This window comes from Rhodococcus gannanensis (assembly GCF_042681175.1).
Lineage (GTDB): Bacteria > Actinomycetota > Actinomycetes > Mycobacteriales > Mycobacteriaceae > Rhodococcus_G > Rhodococcus_G gannanensis.
Genome location: NZ_JBHUFB010000012.1, coordinates 14,740 through 38,229, shown reverse-complemented (window position 1 = coordinate 38,229; position 23,490 = coordinate 14,740). Strand labels below are relative to the sequence as shown.

Here is a 23,490-nt window from a genome sequence, read left to right as displayed (position 1 = left end):
CGGCACGCTCAAAGCGCAGCAACTCACCGCTCTGTCCGCAGGAACAGATACCGACCACCGACGAGGATCGTCATGACGCATACGACAGACAACGCCGTGCCTCCTTGACCGCATTGGCGTCCTCGGGGAAGAACATCTCGATGTCGGGCCATACGGTGTTCTGTCTCGCTGTGTCATCGACGCTCACGAGCGAAGGACCGCCTGGAACGACTGTCACGGCCTGTCCCTCAACAAGGGGCAAGTTCGTACCCATTCCCCAGATGCCGTCGACGTTCGATCCATCCGGCTTCTGAAACTCCATGGCGATGACGTAGTAATGCTCGTAGGGCATAGACCCTCTGCTGCGTATCCACGGGTCGTGAACAGCTACCGCAGTGATCGGCTCGAGTGGTTCGGCGGCGGGCCGGTTCGCGATCGAGTCCATCAGGCTGGAATCGACGGCGATGCAATCCGCATCGGGCGCGCGGCGAAGGTCGGCGCTCACGACCCATGCCAGCCACGCGGTCGCAACCGTTGCCGCCACCACCGCCGCGGCCGATCGCCACGACCAACCCCTACGACGGGACATCTGCCGTCTCCCCGACTGCGCCCAGCACGCCTCCGCTCACCCGAATCCACTGCACCGTGCCATCAAACCGCATCGGTCGTGGTCCGCCGGGAATGCGAGCACCCGCGACTAGGTGAAATCGGTGCCCCCGTCGACGTTGACGTTCGCGCCGGTCATGTACGAATTGCGCCGTGACCCGAGGAACGCGACCACGGGGCCCACCTCCTCGGGCAGCCCGACGCGCGGCAGGTGCGCGGGATGCCCGAAGTGTTCGGTGATCGCCGCCATGAGGGCGTACGGGTCCTCGGAGTCCACGCCCACCGACCGTGCCCACGCGAGCAGCGAATCCGAGGCGACGCTGCCCGGCGAGACGACGTTCACGAGGATCTCGTCGGGGGCGAGCTGCAGGGACAGGTTCTTCGAGATGCTGGTGACCGCTGCCTTCGCGGCGGTGTACGCGGCGAGCGAGACCGTCTGACGCTGAGTCGAACTCGCGGAGAAGTTGACGATCCTCGCCCAGTCGGCGCGGCGCAGCAGCGGCAACGCGGACCGCACGGTGTGCACGATGCCGAGGACCCCGTCGTCGAAGGCAGTGCGCCACTGGTCGTCGGTGAGGCTCTCGACTGTGCCGCGGACGTCGGGGCCGACGGCGTTGACGAGGACGTTCAGCCCGCCCCACCGGTCGGCCAACTCTGCGAATGCCCGCTCGACCTGAGTGGCGTCACGAACGTCGACGACGATGCCGACCGCGTCCGGGCTCCCCCGGCCGTGAAGGTCGTCCACGGCCTTGTCGAGGTCGGTGCGGGTTCGCGCGAACACCGCGATCCGCGCGCCCTCGTCGGCGAAGCACCGGGCGGCGGCCAGGCCCATGCCCCGGCCGCCGCCCGCGACGACGACTGTCGCGTCGCGCAGTCCCAGATCCACTCGTGACTACTTGGGCGCGAAGCGCTGCGCGCCGTCGATGCGGACGACCTCACCGTTCATGTAGCTGTTCTCCAGCAGGTACTGCGCCAGGCTCGCGAACTCCTCGGGTGTCCCGAGCCGCTTCGGGAACGGCACACTGGCTGCGAACTTGCCGAGGGCTTCCTCCCCCAGGAAGTCCATGATCGGCGTGTGCATGGTGCCGGGCGCGATGCTGTTCAACCTGATCCCGACGGCACCGAGATCGCGTGCGCCGGTGAGGGTCAGCGCGATGACGCCGCCCTTCGCGGCCGAGTACGCCGACTGCCCGATCTGGCCCTCGTAGCCGGCGATCGAGCTGGTCATCACGATCGCGCCGCGCTCCCCGTTCGACTTCGGTTCGTGCGTGGCGACCTTCGCCGCGACGAGCCGCAGCACGTTGTAGGTGCCGGTCAAGTAGAGCGCGATGGTGTCCGTGAAGCCCTTCAGCGTGTGCGGGCTGCCGTCCCGGTTGACGACCTTCTCCAGCACGCCGAACCCGCCGTGCGCGATGACCGCGTACCGCAGGACACCGAGCTCCCCGGCGGCCTCGATTGCTGCCGTCACGGAGTCCTCGTCCAGCACATCGGTGCGAACGTAGACGGCCTTGTTGCCGAGTTCGTCCGCGAGCTTCTGTGCGTGCTCGTCGTTGACGTCGGCGATGACGACCGCGGCGCCCTCGGCGTGCAGCTTGCGGACGGTGGCGGCTCCCAGTCCCCCGGCGCCGCCGGTGACCAGTACAACTTCCCCTTCGAATGACACGGTGGCTCCTCGTCGTTGGTTGTCGAGAGTCGTTGGTTGTCGAGAATGTCGAGGTGATCCGGCTCAGGTCCCGGTCCAGTTGGGTGTGCGCTTCTCCGCGAAGGCCACCGCACCCTCCTTGGCGTCCTGCGAGCCGAAGACCGGTGCGATCAGTTCGATCTGTTTCTGGAACCGGTCGTCGGCGCTCCACCCGCGGGACTTGACGATCACCTCCTTGGTGACCGCCACCGCGAGAGGGCCGTTGGCCGTGATCCGTTCGGCGAGCGCGAGTGCGGCGTCGAGCGCGCCACCCGGTTCGGCGAGGGTGTTGACGAATCCGAATCCCGCGCCCTCCTCGGCGGTGAACGGATCTCCGGTCAACGCCAGCTCGAGCGCCTTCTGATACGGAATTCGATCGGGAAGCCTGAGCAGTCCGCCGGCACCGGCCACGAGGCCGCGCTTCACTTCGGGGATACCGAACTTCGCGTTACATGCGGCCACGATGAGATCGGTCGCCAGAACGAGCTCGGTACCCGCCGCGAGCGCGTTGCCCTCGACGGCCGAGATCAGCGGCTTGACAGGAGGCTTCTCGGTGAAGCCCACACCCCGGCCCGGAACGTAGGGCAACTCGCCCGCAGCGAACGCCTTCAGGTCCATTCCGGCGCTGAAGTTCCCGCCGGCCCCGGTGAGGACGGCGACCGACAGTCCGGGATCAGAATCGAGTTCGTCCAGCGCGTCTGCCAGTCCCTGGCTCACCGCGAGATTGATCGCGTTGCGAACCTCGGGACGGTTGATGGTGATGATCTGGATGCGCCCGCGGCGCTCGACAAGTACCTCGTCGGACATTCCCGTTACCCCTTCACCTCGACGACGACTGCGCCGCCCTGTCCCCCGCCGGCGCACATCGCGGCGACGCCGATGCCGCCGCCCCGACGGCGCAGTTCGTACAGGAGGGTGGTGACCATCCGCGCTCCGGAGGCTGCGATGGGATGCCCGAGGCTGCAGCCACTTCCGGAGGTGTTGACGCGATCCTCGTCGATTCCGTGTTCGCGGCAGGCGGCGATCGGCACGGAGGCGAACGCCTCGTTGATCTCCCAGAGGTCGACGTCGGCGACGGTCAGGCCCGCGCGTTCGAGAACCGGGCCGATCACCTTGACGGCGCCGAGGCCGCAGTCCCGGGGCGCGACGCCCACCGCCCCCCAGGCGCGTACCGATCCCAGAGTCGTCAGTCCGTTCGCGGTCGCGTAGTCCTCGTCGACGACGGTGACGGCGGCCGCGGCATCGTTCATCCCGCTGCTGTTGCCTGCCGTGATCGAGAACCCCTCGATCTCCGGGTGCAGTACGCGCAGAGAAGCCAACTGTTCGAGCGAGGTACCCCGCCTGGGGAACTCGTCTACGGCGAAGTCGATCATCGACCCGTCGGGACGCTGCACCTTCAGCGGCATGATCTCGTCCACGAACTTCTCCGCGTCGATGGCGGCGATCGCGCGCTCGTGCGAGCGAACAGCCCAGGCGTCCATCTGCTCGCGGCTGATTCCGACCTTCTTGGCGGTGTTCCAGCCGACGGTGATCGCCATGTCGAGTGTCGGCGCGTCGGGTGTCTCGGGGTGGCTCGGAGGGATCCACGGCTCGACGAAGCTGACATCTGCCGCGGCAGGGTCAGGCACGCGCCACTTCATGATCGGACCCGTGGAGAGCGACTGGACTCCGCCCGCCACCACGACCCGCTCCATCCCGGAGCCGATCTGGGCCGCGGCGTTGCCGATCGCGGTCAGGCTGCCCGCGCAGTGCCGGCTGACGGACTGGCCCGGCACCGCCTCCATGCCACTCGCGACTGCCGCGTAGCGGGCGATGTCGCCTCCGCCGTAGTTCGTTTCCGCGAGGATCACGTCGCCGACCTCGGTCGAGTCGATTCCCGATCTGCGGATCACCTCGGGGAGCACCGCGATCGCGAGCTGTTCGGCGGACGTGTTGACGAGGGTTCCTTTGAAGGAGCGGCCGATCGCGGTGCGGACCGCTCCGACGATGACTGGCTTGGGCATGAATTCTCGACCTCGTTGACTGGGCTGCGCGGAGCAGCGTGCGGAATCGTGCATCTGGCCAGTTCGGTAGTGATATCTACTGTATATACAACAGTATAGCGATCTGACAACCCGAGCTCCAGGAAACCGGAGCTCAGGCCGGATCCGGCTCTGGCACGTGAAAGTGCTCGTCACGCAGACGAAACGCCTCTTTCGTTCCGTGTTCGGCCCGCGTCTTGACGAAGTTGAACTCCCCCGGCGAGAACTGCAGATTCGTGCCGTAGGCGTGGAAGAGGTAGCTGGCCACCTCTTCACCCTGATACGCCTGACTCTGCTCGACGAGGCGGAACGCTTCCTTGGCGATCACCACGCCGTCGGCCGGCATCTTGGCTGCCTTCTCAGCCCAGTAGCGGGCACGGGCCGTGGCGTCGGCAGCCTCGCAGGTTTCCGTGAACACCCCGAGATGCTCGACGGCCGCCGCGTCGACGATGTCGCCGGTGAGCAACAGGCGCCGCGCCAGCACCGGCCCGAGGCGGTGGAAGAACATGTGCAGGCTGCCGAGCGCCGGTCCGAGAAATCGGGTCGCGGGCATACCGATTCGGGTGTCGCGGGCGATCACCGAGATGTCGGTCATCAGTGCCAGCTCGAATCCTCCACCGAGCGCGAAGCCACTGATCTCACCGACCGTCACCTTCGGGAACCCCAGGAACTCGTGGTAGAAGCCGAATGTCTGGCGATCCACGATCAGCCTGCGTCGCTGACTCGGCCTGCTCTTCGCCGATCGCTCGGCACCGTTCGCAGAACCGCTCGACCTGTACCAGCCGTACGCATTGTTCATGTCGGCGCCGGTGCTGAAGACCCCGTCGGCCCCACGCAGCAGCACCACCGTAATGTCGTCGTCGTCGACCACAACGTCGAGGCATCGGGCGATCTCGTCCCGCATCGGCTTGTCGTACGAGTTGCGCTGACCGGGATTGTTCAGCGTGATCGTGGCGATCCGGCTGCCCCGGTCGAGGTCGAACAGCACCTTCGGAGTGCTCGATTCAGTCATGGGATGCGCCTTTCCGGTCGTTGGGCCACGAGTGATGGGCCATGCCCAGTTCCGCGAGGATTCGGTCGTTGTCCGCTCCGAGCGCGGGAATCGGTCCCAGCGCCACCGTCCACTCGGAGCTGGGGGCGGGCGGGAGGAGGGTGGGAACGGTGCCCACGGGAGACTCGACGTCGACCCACCTGCCCCGGTCGACGAGCTGCGGATGGTCGGCCAACTCGGCGACCGAATTGATCCTGGCGCAGGCCAGGTCGGCATCGAGGAGCGCCCGTTCGGCGCCGGCGAAGTCGACGGATGCCAGCCACTTCTCGACGAGAGCGTCGACCTCGGCCCGGTTCTCCACCCGCGCGGCGTTCGTCGCGAAGCGGGCATCCTCGGCGAGGTCGTCGCGACCCAGCACCTGAGTGGCGAGTCGCACCCACTCCCGATCGTTCTGCACGCTCAGCGCGATGCGGCTGCCGTCGCCGACCGGGTAGGCGTCGTACGGCGCGATCGCGGGATGACTCATGCCGACGACCATCTGCGGCGTGCCGCCGTGCCTGCTCACCGTGAGCGGGTATCCCATCCACTCGGCGACGGCGTCGAGCATGCTCACGTCGAGGACGCATCCGCGTCCGGTCCGTTCGCGGGCGAGCAGCGCGGCGAGGATCGCGGAGTAGGCGTAAGTGCCGGCCGCGATGTCGGCGATCGCAATGCCGGGCTTGATCGGATCGTCAACCGTACCGGTCACTGACACGACCGCCGCCTCGCTCTGGATCAGCAGGTCGTACGCGCGGCGCGATGCGTACGGCCCGCTGCTGCCGTACCCGGAGATCTCGCACACGATCAGCCGGGGATGCTTCCGGGTCAGGTCGGCTGCGTCGAGACCCAGTTCGGCAACCGCTCCCGGAGCGAGGTTGTGCAGGAAGACGTCCGCCCGATCGAGGAGGGCACGCAGCGCCGATCCGCCGTGCGCTGTCTTCACGTCGAGCGCCAGCGATTCCTTCGTTCGGTTCAACCAGGCGAAGTGGGCCCCGAGTCCGCTGGCGAGGGTGTCGAAACCACGCGCGAAGTCGCCGCCGTCGACCCGCTCGATCTTGATCACGCGAGCACCCTGGTCGGCGAGGTGGCGGGTCGCGAACGGGCCGGCGACGGCCTGCTCCATGGCGACCACCATGACGCCCTCGAGTGGACGAGTTCCTGCGTCGTCACCCACCGTCACCGGCGTTCCTGTCTGCCGTTGCCCGCGTTTCGCGCGGCGAGTTCCTCGACGGACCGGGCGACGGCATCCAGTTCCCCCGTGCAGAGCACCTCACCGCCGAGAAGCAGCCGGGCCGTCGAACGCACTCCCCGGTCGGTCGGCTCCCTCGTGATGCCGAAATCCAGGGTGGTGAGCAACGGCGTGGGCCGCCGGTACGTGATCGTCAGCGACCGCGTCTTCCCCGCCACGCCCGCCGCGCAGTTGTGGTGCTGGATGACGCAGTCGAAGAAGGCAGCGAGCACGCCGCCGTGCACCAGACCCGGCGGTCCCTCGTAGAGGATCGGGAAGTTCACCGTCCCCGACGCCGTTTCGGTGTCGAACCGTTCGAAGTCGTACTCGGGGAAGCTCGGGTTGAACGATCCGATGTCGTAGGCGTGGTCGAGGTAAACCCGCTGATCGGCTGTCTGATTCGGGCCGAATCGCGGCCTCGGATCAGCGGGTGCGACGGAGGCCAGTTCCTCCTCCCATGCACCGAACTGCGCGATCATGGCCTCGACGGCGGGGTGTTCGTGCTCGAGCGAGAGCAGCAGTCCCGCGAGCCGCCGAAGCGTTGCGGCGGCCTCCCTGGTCTGCTGCAGGGGCTGAACACCGAAGCGCGACGCCGGCCGAGAATCGGCGACCGCCGCAGTCGAGCCTTCGTCATCCGTCATGCGATTCCTCTCCCGTGCCGTTCCACCGATGGCCATTCCCTGCTACCGTGCACACCATAACGGTAGTGCCTACCGTAGTACTAACAGTAATGACAGTTCCAGCGATGTCCACCTGGAAGGTGCGGTTTCGACGGTGACCGGAGATCACGACCCGACAGCCCACGACGGCAGCATCGGCATCGCCCGCGACGGCGAGGTTCTGCGCCTGACGCTCGACCGCCCAGCCGCGCGCAATGCACTGACGCCGTCGATGGTCGACATCCTGGTCCGCGAGCTCACCGCCGCCGCCACCGACGACTCACTGCGAGCGATCCATCTCACCGGCACCGGCGAGAACTTCTGCGGGGGCGCCGACTGGGTGTCCACCAACAAGGGAAACGAAGACCGCGAGAACCGCCCACGCACCGGCAACCTGCTCCGCCGGGTTCCGCACGGCCCACACCGCGTCATCGAACTGGTCCACACGATCCACCTCCCCGTCGTGTGTTCCATCCGTGGCTGGGCGGTCGGCCTCGGCTGCAACCTCGCACTCGCCGCGGACTTCACCGTCGCCGCCGAGGACGCCACCTTCTGGGAGCCGTTCGCGGACCGTGGATTCAGCCCGGATTCGGGCGCCACCTGGCTGCTGCCCCGACTCGTCGGTGTCGCGCGGGCGAAGCGCATGCTCATGCTCGGCGAGAAGGTCCGCGCCCACGACGCCGAGGCCTGGGGGTTGATCCACCGATCCGTGCCCGGGCCCGAGCTCGATGCTGCAGTGGAGAAGCTGGTGACGCAGGTAGCCGCCGGTCCGACCGTCGCCCTCGGCCTGGCGAAGCACGCGATCAACAACAGTCAGCACACCACGCTTGGCGAATCCATGACCGAGGAACTCGAACTACTCGAACTATCTTCCCGCACAGCAGATTTCAAAGAAGGTCTCGCCGCGTTCCGGGAGCGGCGGACACCGGAATTCCGCGGACGCTGACCGACGAGACGAAGGGACACCCGTATGTCGTTCGACACGATCAAATACGAGGTCGGCGGGCACACCGCGACGATCACGCTCAACCGGCCCGATGCCCTCAACGCCCTGAGTCCGCACATGATCACCGAACTTCGCAGCGCGTACGCCGAGGCGGAGGCGGACGAGCAGGTGTGGACGCTGATCGTCACCGGAAACGGTCGCGCGTTCTGCACCGGCGCGGACGTCAAGGAGATCCCCGGGGACGGCAAGGTCGTCAACGAACGGCCCTACCTGTCCACCTACGAGCAGTGGGAGGCACCGCAGGAGGGCACCCCGCCGTTTCGCGTCATGGCCAAGCCGGTGATCGCGGCGATCAACGGCATTTGCTGCGGCGCCGGCCTGGACTGGGTGACCACGGGAGACATCGTCATCGCCTCCGACCAGGCCACCTTCTTCGATCCGCACGTCAGCATCGGACTGGTGGCCGGACGCGAGGTCGTCCGCCTCGCACGCGTCCTCCCGCGCTCGGTGGCACTGCGCATGGCGTTGATGGGCAAGCACGAGCGGATGAGCGCCACGCGTGCACTGGAACTGGGCATGGTCAGCGAGGTGGTCGACCACGACGGCCTCCTCGACCGCGCACACGAGATTGCGGCGATCGTCAATTCCAATGCGCCGCTCGCTGTCCGCGGAACGCGCCTGGCGATCCTCAAGGGCCTGGATCTGCCCCTCCACGAGGCGGAGATGCTGGCCGAGTCGTTCCGCGAACGGGTCACCCGCACCGAGGACGCCCTCGAAGGTCCCCGGGCGTTCGTGGAGAAGCGGGCGCCGGAGTGGCAGTGCCGATGAACGCGTCACCCCGACCGCGGCCCCACCGGGACCACGATTTCGAGACGCTGCTCCTCGACATCGACGTGGCAGACCGGGTCGCCACCGTCACTCTCAACCGACCCGAACGGCTGAACACCTTCAACCGGGCGATGTGCCACGAAATGCGGCGCGTCTGGGAGATCGTCAAGTCCGACGACCGGGTGAACGCGGTCGTGCTGCGCGCCGCCGGCGACCGCGCGTTCAGCGCGGGCCTCGACGTCAAGGAGTCCTACGGCCAACCCGACAACATCTGGAACCACGAGGATCCCGGCGAACTCCTCAGCCCCAAGTGGCAGAAGATGTGGAAGCCGGTGGTGTGCGCGGTCCAGGGCATCTGCACCGCGGGCGCACTGTACTTCGTCAACGAGTCGGACGTGGTGATCTGCTCCACGACCGCTACGTTCTTCGACTCACACGTCACCGCGGGTCTGGTGTCGGCGCTCGAGCCGGTCGGCCTGATGCGGCGTGTCGGACTCGGCGAGACACTGCGCATAGCGCTGATGGGCAACGACGAACGGGTCGGGGCCGAGACCGCCCTCCGCATCGGCCTGGTGTCCGAGGTGACCGAACCCAAGGATCTGTCGACGCGGGCACACGAGATCGCAACCGCCATTGCCGCGAAACCACCGACCGCCACGCAGGGCACCGTCAAGGCCATCTGGGAGTCGCTGGACAAGCCGTACCGCGCCGCAATGGATCAGGGTCTGATCTACACCCGGCTCGGGAACCCGCTCGGCAAGGCCGAACTCGCGTCCGACCCGAGTGCCGCCGCCCGCACCCCGAGGATCCGCTGATGACCGACTCCGGACTCGCAACGGCGAGCGCCACGCATCGCCTCGCGCGGCGCCTCGAGGCGGTTCTCGCCCTCGACCCCGACGCCGGTGCGATCGAGTACGAGGGCGACTGGACCACCTGGGGGCAGATCGCCGAGCTCGCACGGCGGGTGGGCGACGTGTGCCGGCGGCACGGCGGCGACTCCCCCACCGTCGGAATCCTGTTGCGCAACCGGCCGTCCCACGTCGCGGCCTTCCTCGGCGTGCTGCTCACCGGCGGATGCGTGGTCACGATCAACCCGGCACGTGGTGACGCACGGACCCGGTCGGACATTGCCTCGTTGGAGCTCGCCCTCGTGATCGGTGATGCCGACGACCTGGCGAACCTGGTCGATCCGGCCACGTCCGGGACCCTCGTCGCACTCGGTGACGTCACCGACGCTCTCACTGTGACTGTCTCGGGGCACCTGGTCGGCAACACCCCGACGCGGCCCGGTGTGGCGGTCCGAATGCTCACCAGTGGGACGACCGGGCCTCCCAAGCGGGTCGATCTCACGTACGACATGCTGGCGCACAGCGTCCTCGGCCCACCCGCGGCGACGGACACACCTCCGACCACGCTGAGTTCGGGCGTCGCGATCGTCAACGCACCGCTGGTACACATCGGCGGCGTCTTCCGCACGCTCCAGTGCGTCGTCGCGGCACGGCCCTACGTTCTGCTCCCCCGGTTCGAGATCGAGTCCTGGGCGGAGGCCGTCCGTCGGTACCGCCCGCGCGCGGTGTCACTGGTACCCGCTGCCGTACGCACGGTGTTGCACTCGTCCCTCACCCGCGACGATCTCGCGAGCATCATCGCGGTGACCTCGGGTACCGCTCCCCTGTCGGCCGAGGATGCCGACGCCTTCACGGAGAAGTTCGGCATTCCGGTCCTCACGTCGTACGCGGCAACGGAGTTCGGCGGCGGTGTCGCGGGATGGTCACTCGCCGACCACCGCGAGTTCTGGGCTGCCAAACGTGGCAGTGCCGGCCGTGCCACCGGCGGGGCGCGGTTGCGGGTCGTCGCCGATGACGGGACGGTGCTCGAGCCCGATCGGATCGGACTGCTGGAGGTCAAGCCCGGTCAGCTCGGACCTGCCACCGACTGGATCCGCACCACCGACCTGGCCCGGATCGACGCCGACGGTTTCGTCTGGGTCGTCGGGCGCGCCGATCAGGCCGTGATCCGAGGCGGGTTCAAGGTGATCCCCGATGACGTGCGCGTCGCCCTGGAGAACCACCCCGCGGTCGAGGGGGCAGCAGTCGTGGGACGCCCTCACGACCGTCTCGGAGCGGTGCCCGTCGCGATGATCGAACTGCGGCCGGGGGCGTCGGTGTCCGTTGCCGAGATCGAGGCGTTCCTCGCGGAACGGTTGGCACGCTACGAGATTCCGACGGAGTTCTCCGTGGTCGCGGCGATTCCTCGTACCCCGTCCGGGAAGGCGGACCTCGCCGCCGTCCGCGACCAGTTCGACGGTGGGAGCGCAGACGGTGAGTGAGCACACGATCGGGGCGCTGCTCCGCGACCGCTCGGCGCAGTGGCCGGACAAGCCGATGGTGATCGACCCCGCCGACCGCGTGACGTACCGCGAGTTCGACGAGTCCACCCGCGACCTCGCGGCAGCGCTCGTCGCCGGGGGCGTCGGTCCCGGGACTCGGGTGGGCCTGGTCATGCCCAACTGCACCGACTGGGTGCGGATCGCGCTGGCCGTCACCCGCATCGGGGCCGTCCTGGTGCCGCTCAGCACCCTCCTCACCGGCCGGGAACTGCGGGCACAGCTGACCGTCGCGGCGGTGACGTGTCTGGTCACGGCCCCGGAATTTCGCGGACACCGCTACCTGGACGACCTCTCCGCGGAGTTGGGTGATCGCATCCACCCAGGCGTCGTGATGCATCCCGGGGTACCCGCGCTCCGGCGGATCTGGACCACGGACGAGCTGCTCGGTGCTCGCCCCGAGGTTCGGTGCGCGGCTGTCGTGTCGGCGCTCGACGACGCTGTCACCCCCGCCGACCCTCTGACGGTCGTCTTCACCTCCGGCAGCAGTGGCACCCCGAAGGGCGTGATGCACTCGCACGGCGGAGCGCTCGGCGCGGTCGCGTCCGGCCTGCGTGCCCGTCGCATCGGCGCGGACACGCGCCTGTACCTGCCGATGCCGTTCTTCTGGGTCGGGGGCTTCGGAGCCGGGATCCTGTCGGTGCTGCTCGCCGGCGCCACACTGGTGACCGAACCGATCCCCTCACCCGAGACGACTCTCGCCCTGCTCGAACGGGAACGGGTCACGCTGTTCCGCGGCTGGCCCGATCAGGCAGCGGCACTCGTCCGCCGCGCGGGCGATGCCGATCTGTCGGCCCTGCGGGTGGGCAGCCTGGACGCACTCCTGCCCCCGCAGGCGCGTGCGGCGCGCGGCGCGCGAGCGAACCTGTTCGGGATGACCGAATCGTTCGGTCCCTGGTGCGGGTTCCGCGCCGACCGGGACATGCCGCGCTCGGCGTGGGGAAGCTGCGGGAAGCCGTTCGACGGCATGGAGGTTCGCATCACCGACCCCGAGACCGGATCACCGGTGCCACAGGGGGGCACCGGCGAGATACAGCTACGCGGTCCGCATGTCATGCAGGGGATCTGTGGGCGCAGCCCGGAGGAGGTGTTCACACGCGACGGCTTCTACCCGACCGGGGATCTCGGTCACGTCGACGCCGACGGATTCGTCTTCCACCACGGGCGTTCCGACGACATGTTCAAGGTGGGCGGGGCGACGGTGTATCCGAGTGAGGTGCAGGCGGCGCTCGCGACGATCGACGGCGTCGAGTCCGCATTCGTCACCCGGGTGGACGAGGCCGGCGGGCCTCGGGTGGGCGCGGCAGTAGTCTGTCGCGGCGGTCTCACCGTCGACGACGTGCGCGCGACCGCCCGCACCGTCCTCAGCTCGTTCAAGATTCCGACCGTGTGGCTGCTGCTCGATTCGGACGAGTCGGTGCCACGCGGCGGAACGGGGAAGGTAGACGGCCGCGGGTTGCGCGAACTGCTCACCCGCGCTCACCACGAATCACCGGAGTCGGCAGCCACCGGCCCGCATCGGACGGAGGGGTCATGAGCGTCGTGAAGACCAGAGGCGCGATCATTCGCGAGGCCGGCGGATCGTGGTCGGTGGAGGACATCGAGATCGGCGAGCCACGCCGCGGCGAGGTCCTGGTCCGGGTGGAGGCGGCCGGCCTGTGCCACTCCGACCATCAGGTCGTCTCCGGCGACGTCCCGGGTGCGCTGTTCCCGATCCTCGGGGGGCACGAGGGCGCCGGCGCAGTGATCGTCGTCGGTGACGGGGTGTCCGACGTCGCCGTCGGCGATCACGTCGTGACGTCGTTCCTCCCGTCGTGCGGCAGGTGCCGAATGTGTCAGGCAGGCAACCGCAACCTCTGCGACATGGACGCGAACCTGCTCGGCGGCGCGGCGATCGCCGACGGTACGTTCCGGGTGCACGCGAACGGTGAGGACGTGCATCCGATGTCGCTGCTGGGGACCTTCGCGCCCTACGCGGTGGTGCATCAGAACTCGGTGGTGCGGATCGACCCGTCCATTCCGTTCGAGGTCGCGTGCCTGGTGGGATGCGGCGTGACGACGGGCTACGGCGCCGCCGTGCACACCGCGGACATCCGGCCGGGTGACGACGTCGCGGTCATCGGTGCGGGCGGAGTCGGTGCCGCCGCCCTGCAGGGCGCTCTGTTGTCGGGTGCCCAGCGCGTGTACGTCGTCGATCCGGTGGCGTGGAAGCAGAACCACGCCGTCGAGCTCGGTGCGACGCGCGCCTTTGCGGACCCGGACTCTGCCGAGGCCGTGATCGCCGAGGAGACCGGCGGCCGCATGTGCACGACGGTGTTCGTCACTGCGAGTCACGGCCACGACGCCGACGCATGGTTGCGCCTCACCGCCAAGAACGGGACGTGCATCGTCACCGGGATGGGCAGCGTGCAGGCCAACGGAACGGCGATCGACCTCGCCTCGCTCGCCGCGGCGCAGAAGAATCTGCGCGGAAGTGTGTTCGGCGGCGGGAACCCGCATCTCGTGATCCCAGAGGCGCTCGCGCTCTACAAGCTCGGTGACCTCGCGATCGGTGGCACACCCACCCGCGAGTACCGCCTCGACGAGATCGACGACGGCTACCGGGACATGATCGACGGCAAGAACGTGAGGGGTGTCATCCGGTTCGGCGAGACCGACTGGTGACACCCTGACCTTCACAACTTTCGGCAGCACCACGACTACCGGCGGTGGTCGACGCACCATCGCCGACAGGAGGAACGGATGTCCGATCGACTGACCGGCAAGGTCGCCTTCATCACCGGCGTGGCCCGCGGACAGGGCCGAGCCCACGCGGTGCGGATGGCCGCGGAAGGCGCCGACATCATCGGCGTCGACATCGCCGGCCCGCTACCCGATTTCGTCCCCTACGACTCGGCGACGCCGGACGACCTCGAGGAGACGGTGAAGCTCGTCGAGGCGACCGGGCAGCGGATCGTCACCTCGGTCGTCGACACCCGCGACCACGCCGGAATGAAGGCTGCCGTCGACGCCGGGGTCGAGGAACTGGGCAGGCTCGACATCGTCGTCGCGAACGCAGGAATCGCGTCACCGCAACCGTGGGATCAGATCACCGTCGAGTCCTTCCGGGAGCTGATGGACGTCAACGTCACCGGCACGTGGAACGCCGTGATGGCGGGCGCACCGCGGATCATCGACGGCGGCCGGGGCGGATCCATCGTCCTCATCAGCTCGGCCGCGGGCATCAAGATGCAGCCGTTCATGGTGCACTACACCGCAAGCAAGCACGCGGTCACCGGCATGGCGCGCGCCTTCGCGGCGGAGTTGGGCAAGCATCGGATCCGGGTGAACAGTGTCCATCCCGGCCCGGTCAATTCCGCAATGGGGTCCGGTGACATGGTCGACCGGATCATGGCCGCGACGGAGACCAATCCGCAGCTGTCCCACATGCTCACACCGTTCCTCCCCGACTGGATCGCCGACCCGGAGGACGTCGCGGACGTGGTGCTGTGGCTCGCGAGCGACGAGTCGCTCAAGGTGACGGCCGGTGCGATCGCCGTCGATCTCGGCAGCACCCAGTACTGATCGAGGGGGACCGATGAAGTTCACGCTCGAATACCCGAGCGAGTTGCCCACCGCGCCCGACGACTTCCTGCGGCCGGACGTCATCCGGGAGGTCGCACAGAGCGCGGAGCAGTGCAGCTTCTCCGCCGTGGCACTCAGCGAGCATCCGGCCCCTTCACTGAAATGGCGCCGGAACGGCGGCCACAACACGCTCGATCCCGTTGCGGCGCTGAGCTTCATGGCCGGGGCGACGGACCGGATTCGGCTGATGACGAACCTCTACGTGCTGCCGTTCCGGAACCCGTACCTGTCGGCGAAGGCGCTCGGCAGCCTCGACATCGTCTCCGGCGGGCGGCTGATCGCGGGTGTCGGCGCAGGCTATCTGCGGTCGGAGTTCGCGGCGGTGGGCATCGACTTCGACCGGCGTCCGGCACTGTTCGACGAAGCACTGACCGCGCTGAGGTCGATCTGGACGGATCCCGAAACCCCGGTCGGGGGCGAGTCGTTCGCGGCGACCGGTCCGCTGTGGCTCCAGCACCCGCCACAACGTCCGCATCCGCCGATCTGGATTGGCGGCAACAGCCGGGCCGCGCTGCGCCGGGTCGTCGAATCGGGCGACGGCTGGACGCCGCTGATCGTCGACGAGGCGATGGCCGCGGCGATCCGCACGCCTGCCATTGCGACTCCCGACCAGTTCTCCCGGGAACTCGACGTCCTGCGCAAGCGACTCGCCGATGCCGGACGCGATCCTGCATCCGTCGACGTCCAGGTGGTGTGCCCGCCCACCGACCTCGACGACCCGGTGTCGGTGCGGGCTGCGTGGGACTTCCTCGACGATTTCGGCACTCGCGGCGCGACGTGGGCGGTCGTGCACGTCGACGGGTCCGGACCGCAGGCTGCGCTGGAGTACATCACGCGTTTCGCCGCAGAGTTCGTGGATTGATCCGACCCGACACGCTCAGTCCAGGGTGTACCGGATCGGGAGGTGCTTGAGGCCGCCCACGAACGTCGTCGCGATCAGTTCCGGCTCACCGGCGAGTTCCACCGACTTCAGCCGGGGCAGCAACTCGCTGAAGAAGCTGCTGATCTCCATTCGCGCGAGTGCGGCACCCAGGCAGAAGTGCACGCCGTATCCGAACGCGACGTGCTTGTTGTTGCCACGACTGACGTCGAATCGGAACGGATCCGAGAAGACGTCCTCGTCACGGTTCCCCGACACATACGACAGCAGCAGTGAGTCCCCGGCGGAGATCGGGGTACCGCCGAGCACCGTGTCCTCGGTCGCGGTGCGCATGAACGCCTTCACCGGCGTGACCCACCGGATCATCTCCTCGGTCGCGGCAGGCATGAGTCCGAGGTCGTCGGTCAGGCGCCGACGTTCGTCGGGATGGTCGATCAGCGCCCGCATACCGCCCGCGATCGTCGAGCTGGTCGTATCGTGGCCGGCGGTCGCGATGAGCGCGTAGTACGAGACCGTCGCGATGTCGTCGAGGGGCTGCCCGTCGACCGTGGCGTTGGCGATTGTGGACGCCATGTCGTCGGTCGGGTTCGCGCGCCGCTGCGCGGTGATGTCGGTGAAGTAGGCGAACATGTCGAGCAACGCGTTCATCTGTTCGTCGATGCCGGTGGTGCGCTGTAGCTCCGGATCCTGCGCGCCGACGAGTTCCTGGGTCAGCTGCAACATCCGCGGCAGATCCGATTCTGGGATACCCAGCAGCGACATGATCACGAACAGCGGGAAGGTGGTCGACACCACCTGAACGAAGTCGCATTCACCGCCGGCGTCGCGCAACCTGTCCACGTGCACCTTCGCAAGCTCGTCGATGCGCTGCTTCATCGCCTTGAGCGTCTTCGGGCGGAACCAGTCCATCGCGACGGCCCGCATCTTCTTGTGCTCCGGGTCGTCCATGTGAATCAGGGTCTTGATCGCGACCGCTGCTTGCATCTCCTCCTCGCGTGCCGTCATGAGCACCGGCCGCGGGGAGTTGGTGAAGAGATCGTTCGCGCGTTCGACGGCCATGATGTCGGCGTGCTTCGTGACCGCCCAGAACGGGTTGTATCCCGGTGCCTCCACCCGCGAGACCGGCGCCGTCGAGCGGAGTTGGGTGAGTGCCGCGTGCAGTCGCTTCTCGTCCGCGTACGCGGTGGGGTCGGCTACTGTCCTGGCCGCTTCGGTCGTGGTGGGTGCGGTCATCCGGTGCTCCTGTGGTGAGTCGAGATCGCTGGTGTGGTGGGCTGTTTCACGGTGAATTTGGTGGCGTCGAGGATCATCACGACCCGGTCGTCCACATCGTCGGGAGCCTCGGGGGCGCTGTCGCCGTAGCGCCTGCACAACTCGAGGAAGAACGACCCCTGCACGTCCGGTTCGACTGTGACGAGCCAGCCGCTCACTTCGAGGCAGCGGCTGGGCACATCCGGGTCGGTGACGACGAACGAATAGTTGGGGTTTGCCTGCAGGCTCACGAACTTCCGGCGGGGAATGGTCTGGCTGACTCGCAGATGCGACCCGTCCCAACCGAACCGCATGGGGGTGAGGGTGGGCGAGCCGTCCGGCCGCACGGTTCCGAGAATGCCGACGATGGGGCGGCGGAGCAGGTCCTCGAATTCCGGTGGGACTGTCGAGATCATGTCGTCACTGTAGGCGGCGAGAGACGATATTGACAGCCCAACGGTAAGGTTGACAGGACATTGTTGCGATAATTACCGTCGCACTTACCGTAGTAGCTACGAACGGTGGGGGCGAAACCCCGAAGTCGACGACAGGAGCTCGACGATGCGTGTCGTGGTGGACACCTCCCGGTGCGTCGGACACGGAATGTGCGAAGCCGCAGCACCGGACGCGTTCGAGGTCAACGACGACGGGTACGTCACCGTCGACCACGCCGCCGTGACGAACCTGGACGACGCCGTTGCCCGTGCAGCAGTGGCAGCGTGCCCGTCTGCGGCCCTGTCGCTCGATCCCGAGTCCTGAAGCCCGCGGGACCGACCACGCCGGTCGGTCTCTGAGCGCTCGGACACCGGTCGCCATAGCATCCAGCGTCGTGCGGCGACACCCGCCGCCCGGCTGATCCGGGGGGGCGATCCCATGAGCGACCTGACCGTGATCCGGCGTTCGCCCGATCCCGAACGGCCCCCTGCGCGTACCGAACGCCGCATCTCCGTGGCAGCGCGGATCCTCGTCGCATCCGGTCCGGCTACGAACACGCGTGGGGCGTGGTGATCTCCACGGACACCGCGTTTCTCGTCGGCGCGCTCGCACTGATCGGTCCTCGGGTGGCGGGCCGGCTACGCGTGTTCCTCCTCGCCCTGGCAGTCGTCGACGACATCGGGGCGCTGTCGATCATCGCCCTCGCCTACACGGAGGACTTCGACCCGATGCCGCTCGCCGTCGCGGCACTCGGGCTCGTCGGCGTGTGGTGCACCCGCTACCCACCGCGAACCCGCGGACCTACGTACGTGACACTGGCGGTGGTCGTGTGGTTCGCGTTCCTCGCGTCCGGGGTCCACCCGACGCTGGCCGGCGTCGCGATCGCCCTGCTCGTTCCGGTGTACCGGCCGGACCCGCGTGAGGTCGAGCAGGCACTTGAGATGGCGCACACGTTCCGCCAGTCACCCAACGGATCCGCAGTCGTCCTGCGGCTGCTGCGGATCGGAGACTTCGGCCCCGGTCTCACACTCGACCGCATTTCGGGCGGCGGCGCACTGTGCGGCATCGGGTTCACGATCTCCCTGTTCATCGTCGGACTCGCGATCGAGGACCCCGCGACACAGAACGAGGCGCGCGTCGGCGTACTCGCGGCCTCCGTCATCGCCTTCGTCCTGGCGCGATCCTGTTCCGAATCTCCGACGCCATCCGCCCGACCGAGGAAATCGGAAAGACCTTGCTGCGTCCCGTGGATCCGGTGCGGGACCACTGTTCCGGCCCGAACGACGCACCACTGACGATCGTCGAGTACGGCGACTTCCAGTGCGGCCTCTGCCTGCGTGCGTCAGGGTCGATCGACGAGGTGCGGCGGGAACTCGGCGACGAGCTGCGCTACATCTGGCGGCACGCTCCGCTCACCCGGTATCACCCGAACGCGCTGGCGGCAGCGGAGGCGGCCGAGGCTGCCGCGGCCCAGGGCTCCTTCTTCGCCTACGCCCGGAGCCTGTTCGCGGACCAGGAGAACCAGCGGCCCGCCGACATCGTCCGCCGCGCACGGGACCTGAATCTCGACGTGGAGCGGTTCGAGTCGGACCTGACGGCTCCTGCCGTCACCGCCCGGGTGCAGTCCGATCTACTCGATGCCGAGGCGATGAACATCTCCGCGGTCCCGACGTTCTTCGTCAACGGCCGGCGTCACGTCGGACCCTACGATGCGCGTGCCTTGATCCGCGCGCTCCGGGCCGGTGACGGTCGATACGATTCGGAGCCGTGAACAGGTCGGCAATCACCACACTGCGGCGGCGTTGGTCGGACTCGGACGTCGACGACCTGCGTGGGCAGCTGCTCGCCCAGTCGCGGATCGTGACACCCCCGCACACCGTCGCCGCCCGGTGGCCGCAGACCGACGACGGGCTCGTCGATCTGCGTGGCCTCACCGTCGGCGACGGTGGCCTCGACATCCGATTCGTCACCCTGCACAACGTCGACCTGAGCTTCGCCCGCGGCGCGATCTCTGCGTTCGAATCCGACCTGTTCGACTGCCGGTTCGACTCCGTCGCGCTCACCCGGCAGCCCCGTGTCAACCGTCGCGTCGAGCGGTGCACCTTTCGCGACGCCACCCTCAGTCGGCTGGCGGTCGGGCCGACTGTCGTCGACTGCGATTTCACCGGCGCGACAGCGCGCAGGCTCCGCTCGGTTCCCAACACTCGCTTCGAGCGGTGCGTGTTCGACGGCGCCGACCTCTCCGGTGCCGAATTCCGTGACGCCTCGTTCGTCGACTGCATGTTTCGGGACGCGAGGTTCTCGGCCACGACGACGTTCGAGCGGTGTGCCTTCACCCGAACCGACATCGAGTTCGGCATGTCCAGGGTGATGCGGACGACGATCGACGGTGTCGCGACGGCCGACCGATGGGACGGCGAGACGGACGCGGAGGCCGCGCTCGACCGCTACGTGGCGCGCTATGCGCGAGGAGTGACGGCCGGGGACTCGGCCACCATGCCGCTGGATCCCGAGTAGCGGCACCCGCTCCCCCGAACACAAAGAAGCCCTGGTGAGAAACTCTCACCAGGGCTTTTCTGTCGGGCTGACAGGATTTGAACCTGCGACCACCTGACCCCCAGTCAGGTGCGCTACCAAGCTGCGCCACAGCCCGTCCACTCCCTTGCGGGCGCTCGATGAGATTACATCAGTGGCACTCCCAAGAGCGAATCGGCTGGTCACGCGGCCCGTCGCGTCAGGTTCAGCGCTTCTTGCGGTCCCGCTTCTCGCGCACCCGCACCGAAATGCGGACGGGGCTGCCGTCGAAGCCGAACTCCTCACGCAGCCGGCGCTCGAGGAACCGGCGGTAACCCGCCTCCAGGAATCCCGACGTGAAGAGCACGAACGTCGGCGGGCGCGTGCTCGCCTGCGTCGCGAACAGGATGCGAGGCAGTCGTCCACCCCGCATCGGCGGTGGCGTCGCCGCGACGACCTCCTTGAGCCACGTGTTGAGCCGGCCCGTCGGGACCCGCTTGTCCCACGACTCCAGCGCCGTCTCCAACGCCGGAACGAGCTTCTGCACGGCCCGACCTGTGTGGGCGGAGATGTTGACGCGCTGCGCCCACGGGACCCGCACCAGTTCCCGGTCGATCTCCTTCTCCAGCATCAACCGGCGGTCCTCGTCGACGAGGTCCCACTTGTTGAACGCCAGCACCAGAGCGCGACCGGTCTCGGCGACCATCGACAGCACCCGCAGGTCCTGTTCGGTGATCGGCAGCGACGCGTCGATCAGCAGGATCGCGACCTCGGCTGCTTCGATCGCCGACTTGGTGCGCAGCGACGCGTAGAACTCGTGCCCGCTCGCGTGGCTGACCTTGCGGCGCAGACCTGCGGTGTCGACGAAGCGCCACACCTTGCCACCGAGCTCGACGAGCGAGTCGACGGGATCGACGGTGGTGCCCGCGACGTTGTGCACAACGGAACGCTCGTCACCGGACAGCTTGTTGATCAGGCTCGACTTGCCCACGTTCGGCTTGCCGACCAGCGCGACGCGACGCGGACCCTGCCCACCGGTGCCCTCTCGGGGCGTCTCCGGCAGCACGGCCAGCACCTCGTCGAGGAGGTCACCGGTGCCGCGCCCGTGGATGGCGCTGACCGGGTACGGCTGACCGAGACCGAGCGACCACAGGGCCGCCGCTTCCGCCTCGGTGCGCTCGTCGTCGACCTTGTTGGCCACCAACAGCACCGGTGTCTTCGACCGCCGCAGCACTCGCGCCACGGCTTCGTCTGTGGCGGTGGCACCGACGACCGCGTCGACGACCAGGATGATCGCGTCCGCGGTCCCCATCGCCAATTCCGCCTGACGCGCCACGGACTGCTGCAGTCCCTTCGCGTCCGGCTCCCACCCACCGGTGTCCTGCACCATGAATCGGCGACCGGCCCAGTTCGCGTCGTAGGACACACGGTCGCGGGTGACTCCGGGGATGTCCTCGACGACGGCCTCGCGGCGTCCGATGATGCGGTTCACGAGGGTCGACTTGCCGACGTTGGGCCGACCGACGATCGCCAGGGTCGGGACGGCGATGTGTTCCTCGTCCTCCACCCCCGACTCGAGATCGGCGATGTCCCAGTCGGATTCCTCGCTCCAGATGCCGTCTCCGGCGTAGGCGTCTCCGCCGAATTCGAACTCGTCGCTCACTGCACCACTCCAGTCCTGTCCCGAACCACCGTCAGCAGCCGGTCGATCACGTCGTCGATCCCGATCTCGCTGGTGTCCACGAGCACCGCGTCGTCCGCGGGTCGCAACGGTGACACCGCACGGGTCGAGTCGAGGTGATCGCGCCGCTGCACGTCGGCGAGCACGGCGTTGTAGTCGTCGCCGCGGCCCTCCGCGACGTTCTGCGCGTTGCGCCGCGCGGCGCGGGCCTCGGCCGACGCCGTGAGGTACACCTTCACGTCCGCGCCCGGCAGGACGACGGTCCCGATGTCGCGTCCCTCCACGACGATTCGCGGGTGCTGCCCGATGAACTCCCGCTGCTTGTCGACGAGGAGCTCTCGCACCCGCGGTACTGCGGACACCGCCGACACGGCCGCGGTGACGGCTGCGCCACGGATCTCGTCGGTGACATCCTCGCCGGACAGCAGCACGCGGTCCGACGCCGGATCGGTGCCGACCGACAGGACGAGCGCCTCCGTCGCGGCGGACACGGCGTCGACATCGTCGACGTCCACCCCGGACCGCAGCACATTCAGCGTCGCGATCCGGTACATCGCGCCGGTGTCCAGGTAGCGTGCGGCGAGGGCGACGGCGAGCCGGCGCGAGACGCTCGACTTCCCGGTGCCCGCCGGTCCGTCCATGGCGACGACGAGCGGTGTCGTCACGTCGTCGCTCACAGGCCCACCGCCTTGTAGAGGCTGCCGACCTCACCGCGGCCCAGCACCCGCAGGGTGCCCGGGCGTCCGTCACCGAGTGCCACGGAACCGATGTCGGTCCGAACCAGCCGAACCACCGGGTGCCCTACGGCCTCGAGGAGCCGGCGCACGATGTGCTTGCGACCCTCGTGCAGCACGATTCGCACCAGGGACTGCTTGCCGCTGACGTCGAGCAGCTGGAACGAGTCGACCTTCGCGGGACCGTCCTCCAGCTCGACACCGGCCTTGAGCGTGCGGCCGAGGCTGCGGTCGACGACGCCGTTGACGGTCGCCAGGTACGTCTTCGGCACCTCGAAGGACGGGTGCATCAGCCTGTGCGCGAGGTCGCCGTCGTTGGTCAGCAGGATCAGGCCCTCGGTGTCGGCGTCGAGACGTCCGACGTGGAAGAGCCGCTGCCCTGCGGACACCCGCTCGGACACGATGTCACCGATGCACGGGCGACCCAGGTCGTCCGACATGGTGGACTGCCAGCCTCGCGGCTTGTTCAGCGCGATGTGCACGAGGTCCTTCTTCACGACGACACGAATGCCGTCGACGCGGACCACTGCGTTCTCGGGATCGACGCGCAGGCCCTGCTCGATGACGATGGCGCCGTCGACCTCGACGCGCCCCTGCTCGATGAGTTCCTCGGCGGCGCGGCGCGATGCGACACCCGCCTGCGCGAGCACCTTCTGCAGGCGCACGCCCTCGCCCACGGCGAGCTGCTTGGGAGCGACACTCTCGGTGTGCTGGTGACGCGCCGGCTTGGCGTTGCTGATCTTCGGGCTCACCGGCACCTGCTGGCGCTGCGGCTTCGCCTGCTTCGGCTTGCCACGCTTGTTGGTCGCGCCGGCTGCGCCTGCGGTCGTGGACTGACCGCGGTGCGGCTTCTTCGGTCCGCCGGTGCGCGAAGCGCCTCCGGTTGCCCCGCGCGGGGCGTCCTTCTTGCCTGTCGTGCTGCGGGCGGGCTTACCCCTGCCCCTGTCCGGTGTGCCATCACGGCGAGCGGATCTGTTCACTTTTCTTTCCTGTTCACTTCTCAGCAT

The 23,490-nt window shown here is 68.2% G+C and carries 25 protein-coding genes and 1 tRNA gene; 12 read left to right on the top strand and 14 right to left on the bottom strand.

Features of this window, described 5'->3' with window-relative positions; translation table 11 throughout:
• Positions 1-70: 70 nt before the first annotated feature.
• From ACFSJG_RS15010 to ACFSJG_RS14975, 8 genes are all read right to left on the bottom strand, one after another.
• The gene (locus ACFSJG_RS15010; RefSeq protein WP_378486038.1) at positions 71-484 is read right to left on the bottom strand and encodes a hypothetical protein; all 414 of its coding nucleotides are present in this window, start codon (positions 482-484) and stop codon (positions 71-73) included.
• 192 nt (positions 485-676) lie between these two features.
• Positions 677-1,471: an SDR family NAD(P)-dependent oxidoreductase gene (locus ACFSJG_RS15005; protein ID WP_378486037.1), complete on the bottom strand. Its 795-nt coding sequence runs from the start codon at positions 1,469-1,471 to the stop codon at positions 677-679.
• A 6-nt stretch (positions 1,472-1,477) separates the two neighbouring features.
• The gene (locus ACFSJG_RS15000; RefSeq protein ID WP_378486036.1) at positions 1,478-2,248 is read right to left on the bottom strand and encodes an SDR family oxidoreductase; all 771 of its coding nucleotides are present in this window, start codon (positions 2,246-2,248) and stop codon (positions 1,478-1,480) included.
• A gap of 63 nt (positions 2,249-2,311) precedes the next feature.
• Positions 2,312-3,073 carry a crotonase/enoyl-CoA hydratase family protein gene (locus ACFSJG_RS14995; RefSeq protein ID WP_378486035.1) on the bottom strand — a complete coding sequence of 254 codons (762 nt, stop codon included), beginning with the start codon at positions 3,071-3,073 and terminating at the stop codon, positions 2,312-2,314.
• A 5-nt stretch (positions 3,074-3,078) separates the two neighbouring features.
• Positions 3,079-4,269 (bottom strand): thiolase family protein, encoded by a 1,191-nt coding sequence (locus tag ACFSJG_RS14990; protein ID WP_378486034.1) that lies wholly within the window; start codon positions 4,267-4,269, stop codon positions 3,079-3,081.
• Positions 4,270-4,402: 133 nt separating this feature from the next.
• Entirely contained in the window at positions 4,403-5,299 is an 897-nt protein-coding gene (locus ACFSJG_RS14985; RefSeq protein WP_378486033.1) for an enoyl-CoA hydratase/isomerase family protein, read from the bottom strand.
• Complete coding sequence (locus tag ACFSJG_RS14980) at positions 5,292-6,497, bottom strand: CaiB/BaiF CoA transferase family protein (RefSeq protein ID WP_378486032.1); 1,206 nt, start codon at positions 6,495-6,497, stop codon at positions 5,292-5,294. Before ACFSJG_RS14980 ends, ACFSJG_RS14985 begins: the two co-directional genes overlap by 8 nt.
• Positions 6,494-7,186, bottom strand: a complete 693-nt coding sequence (locus ACFSJG_RS14975; protein ID WP_378486031.1) for a hotdog family protein — start codon at positions 7,184-7,186, stop codon at positions 6,494-6,496. Before ACFSJG_RS14975 ends, ACFSJG_RS14980 begins: the two co-directional genes overlap by 4 nt.
• 133 nt (positions 7,187-7,319) lie before the next feature.
• Between ACFSJG_RS14975 and ACFSJG_RS14970 the strand changes: the two genes are divergently transcribed.
• From ACFSJG_RS14970 to ACFSJG_RS14935, 8 genes are all read left to right on the top strand, one after another.
• The gene (locus ACFSJG_RS14970; protein WP_378486030.1) at positions 7,320-8,150 is read left to right on the top strand and encodes an enoyl-CoA hydratase/isomerase family protein; all 831 of its coding nucleotides are present in this window, start codon (positions 7,320-7,322) and stop codon (positions 8,148-8,150) included.
• A 24-nt stretch (positions 8,151-8,174) separates the two neighbouring features.
• Positions 8,175-8,978 carry an enoyl-CoA hydratase/isomerase family protein gene (locus ACFSJG_RS14965; protein WP_378486029.1) on the top strand — a complete coding sequence of 268 codons (804 nt, stop codon included), beginning with the start codon at positions 8,175-8,177 and terminating at the stop codon, positions 8,976-8,978.
• A complete protein-coding gene (locus ACFSJG_RS14960; protein ID WP_378486028.1) occupies positions 8,975-9,793 on the top strand; it encodes an enoyl-CoA hydratase/isomerase family protein in 819 nt (272 codons plus the stop codon). Before ACFSJG_RS14965 ends, ACFSJG_RS14960 begins: the two co-directional genes overlap by 4 nt.
• Entirely contained in the window at positions 9,793-11,307 is a 1,515-nt protein-coding gene (locus tag ACFSJG_RS14955; RefSeq protein WP_378486027.1) for a class I adenylate-forming enzyme family protein, read from the top strand. The genes ACFSJG_RS14960 and ACFSJG_RS14955 overlap by 1 nt, the downstream gene beginning before the upstream one ends.
• A gap of 55 nt (positions 11,308-11,362) precedes the next feature.
• On the top strand, positions 11,363-12,901 hold the full coding sequence (locus ACFSJG_RS14950) for a class I adenylate-forming enzyme family protein (RefSeq protein ID WP_378486436.1): 1,539 nt from the start codon (positions 11,363-11,365) through the stop codon (positions 12,899-12,901).
• 5 nt (positions 12,902-12,906) lie between these two features.
• Entirely contained in the window at positions 12,907-14,028 is a 1,122-nt protein-coding gene (locus ACFSJG_RS14945) for an NDMA-dependent alcohol dehydrogenase (RefSeq protein WP_378486435.1), read from the top strand.
• A gap of 78 nt (positions 14,029-14,106) precedes the next feature.
• Positions 14,107-14,928 (top strand): mycofactocin-coupled SDR family oxidoreductase, encoded by an 822-nt coding sequence (locus ACFSJG_RS14940; RefSeq protein WP_378486026.1) that lies wholly within the window; start codon positions 14,107-14,109, stop codon positions 14,926-14,928.
• Between the two features lie 13 nt (positions 14,929-14,941).
• Positions 14,942-15,850 carry a TIGR03619 family F420-dependent LLM class oxidoreductase gene (locus ACFSJG_RS14935; protein WP_378486025.1) on the top strand — a complete coding sequence of 303 codons (909 nt, stop codon included), beginning with the start codon at positions 14,942-14,944 and terminating at the stop codon, positions 15,848-15,850.
• Positions 15,851-15,865: 15 nt separating this feature from the next.
• Here ACFSJG_RS14935 and ACFSJG_RS14930 read toward each other — a convergent pair whose 3' ends face one another.
• Both ACFSJG_RS14930 and ACFSJG_RS14925 read right to left on the bottom strand, forming a co-directional pair.
• A complete protein-coding gene (locus tag ACFSJG_RS14930) occupies positions 15,866-17,101 on the bottom strand; it encodes a cytochrome P450 (RefSeq protein WP_378486024.1) in 1,236 nt (411 codons plus the stop codon).
• A complete protein-coding gene (locus ACFSJG_RS14925) occupies positions 17,098-17,535 on the bottom strand; it encodes a pyridoxamine 5'-phosphate oxidase family protein (RefSeq protein ID WP_378486023.1) in 438 nt (145 codons plus the stop codon). The genes ACFSJG_RS14930 and ACFSJG_RS14925 overlap by 4 nt, the downstream gene beginning before the upstream one ends.
• A gap of 145 nt (positions 17,536-17,680) precedes the next feature.
• On the opposite strand from ACFSJG_RS14925, the gene ACFSJG_RS14920 reads away from it, so the two are divergent.
• The 4 genes from ACFSJG_RS14920 to ACFSJG_RS14905 all read left to right on the top strand — a co-directional run bounded on the left by ACFSJG_RS14920 (position 17,681) and on the right by ACFSJG_RS14905 (position 20,071).
• Positions 17,681-17,878 (top strand): ferredoxin, encoded by a 198-nt coding sequence (locus ACFSJG_RS14920; RefSeq protein ID WP_378486022.1) that lies wholly within the window; start codon positions 17,681-17,683, stop codon positions 17,876-17,878.
• A gap of 242 nt (positions 17,879-18,120) precedes the next feature.
• Positions 18,121-18,849 (top strand): Na+/H+ antiporter NhaA, encoded by a 729-nt coding sequence (locus ACFSJG_RS14915; protein WP_378486021.1) that lies wholly within the window; start codon positions 18,121-18,123, stop codon positions 18,847-18,849.
• A complete protein-coding gene (locus tag ACFSJG_RS14910; RefSeq protein ID WP_378486020.1) occupies positions 18,810-19,325 on the top strand; it encodes a DsbA family protein in 516 nt (171 codons plus the stop codon). The genes ACFSJG_RS14915 and ACFSJG_RS14910 overlap by 40 nt, the downstream gene beginning before the upstream one ends.
• On the top strand, positions 19,322-20,071 hold the full coding sequence (locus ACFSJG_RS14905) for a pentapeptide repeat-containing protein (RefSeq protein ID WP_378486019.1): 750 nt from the start codon (positions 19,322-19,324) through the stop codon (positions 20,069-20,071). The genes ACFSJG_RS14910 and ACFSJG_RS14905 overlap by 4 nt, the downstream gene beginning before the upstream one ends.
• Positions 20,072-20,133: 62 nt before the next feature.
• On the opposite strand, the gene ACFSJG_RS14900 is transcribed toward ACFSJG_RS14905, so the two are convergent.
• The 4 genes from ACFSJG_RS14900 to ACFSJG_RS14885 form a co-directional block, all read right to left on the bottom strand.
• A tRNA-Pro gene (locus ACFSJG_RS14900) sits at positions 20,134-20,207 on the bottom strand.
• Positions 20,208-20,294: 87 nt separating this feature from the next.
• Positions 20,295-21,731 carry a ribosome biogenesis GTPase Der gene (der, locus tag ACFSJG_RS14895; protein ID WP_378486018.1) on the bottom strand — a complete coding sequence of 479 codons (1,437 nt, stop codon included), beginning with the start codon at positions 21,729-21,731 and terminating at the stop codon, positions 20,295-20,297.
• Entirely contained in the window at positions 21,728-22,390 is a 663-nt protein-coding gene (cmk, locus tag ACFSJG_RS14890; protein WP_378486434.1) for a (d)CMP kinase, read from the bottom strand. Before cmk ends, der begins: the two co-directional genes overlap by 4 nt.
• 32 nt (positions 22,391-22,422) lie before the next feature.
• Positions 22,423-23,463 carry a pseudouridine synthase gene (locus ACFSJG_RS14885; RefSeq protein ID WP_378486017.1) on the bottom strand — a complete coding sequence of 347 codons (1,041 nt, stop codon included), beginning with the start codon at positions 23,461-23,463 and terminating at the stop codon, positions 22,423-22,425.
• Positions 23,464-23,490: the final 27 nt, after the last annotated feature.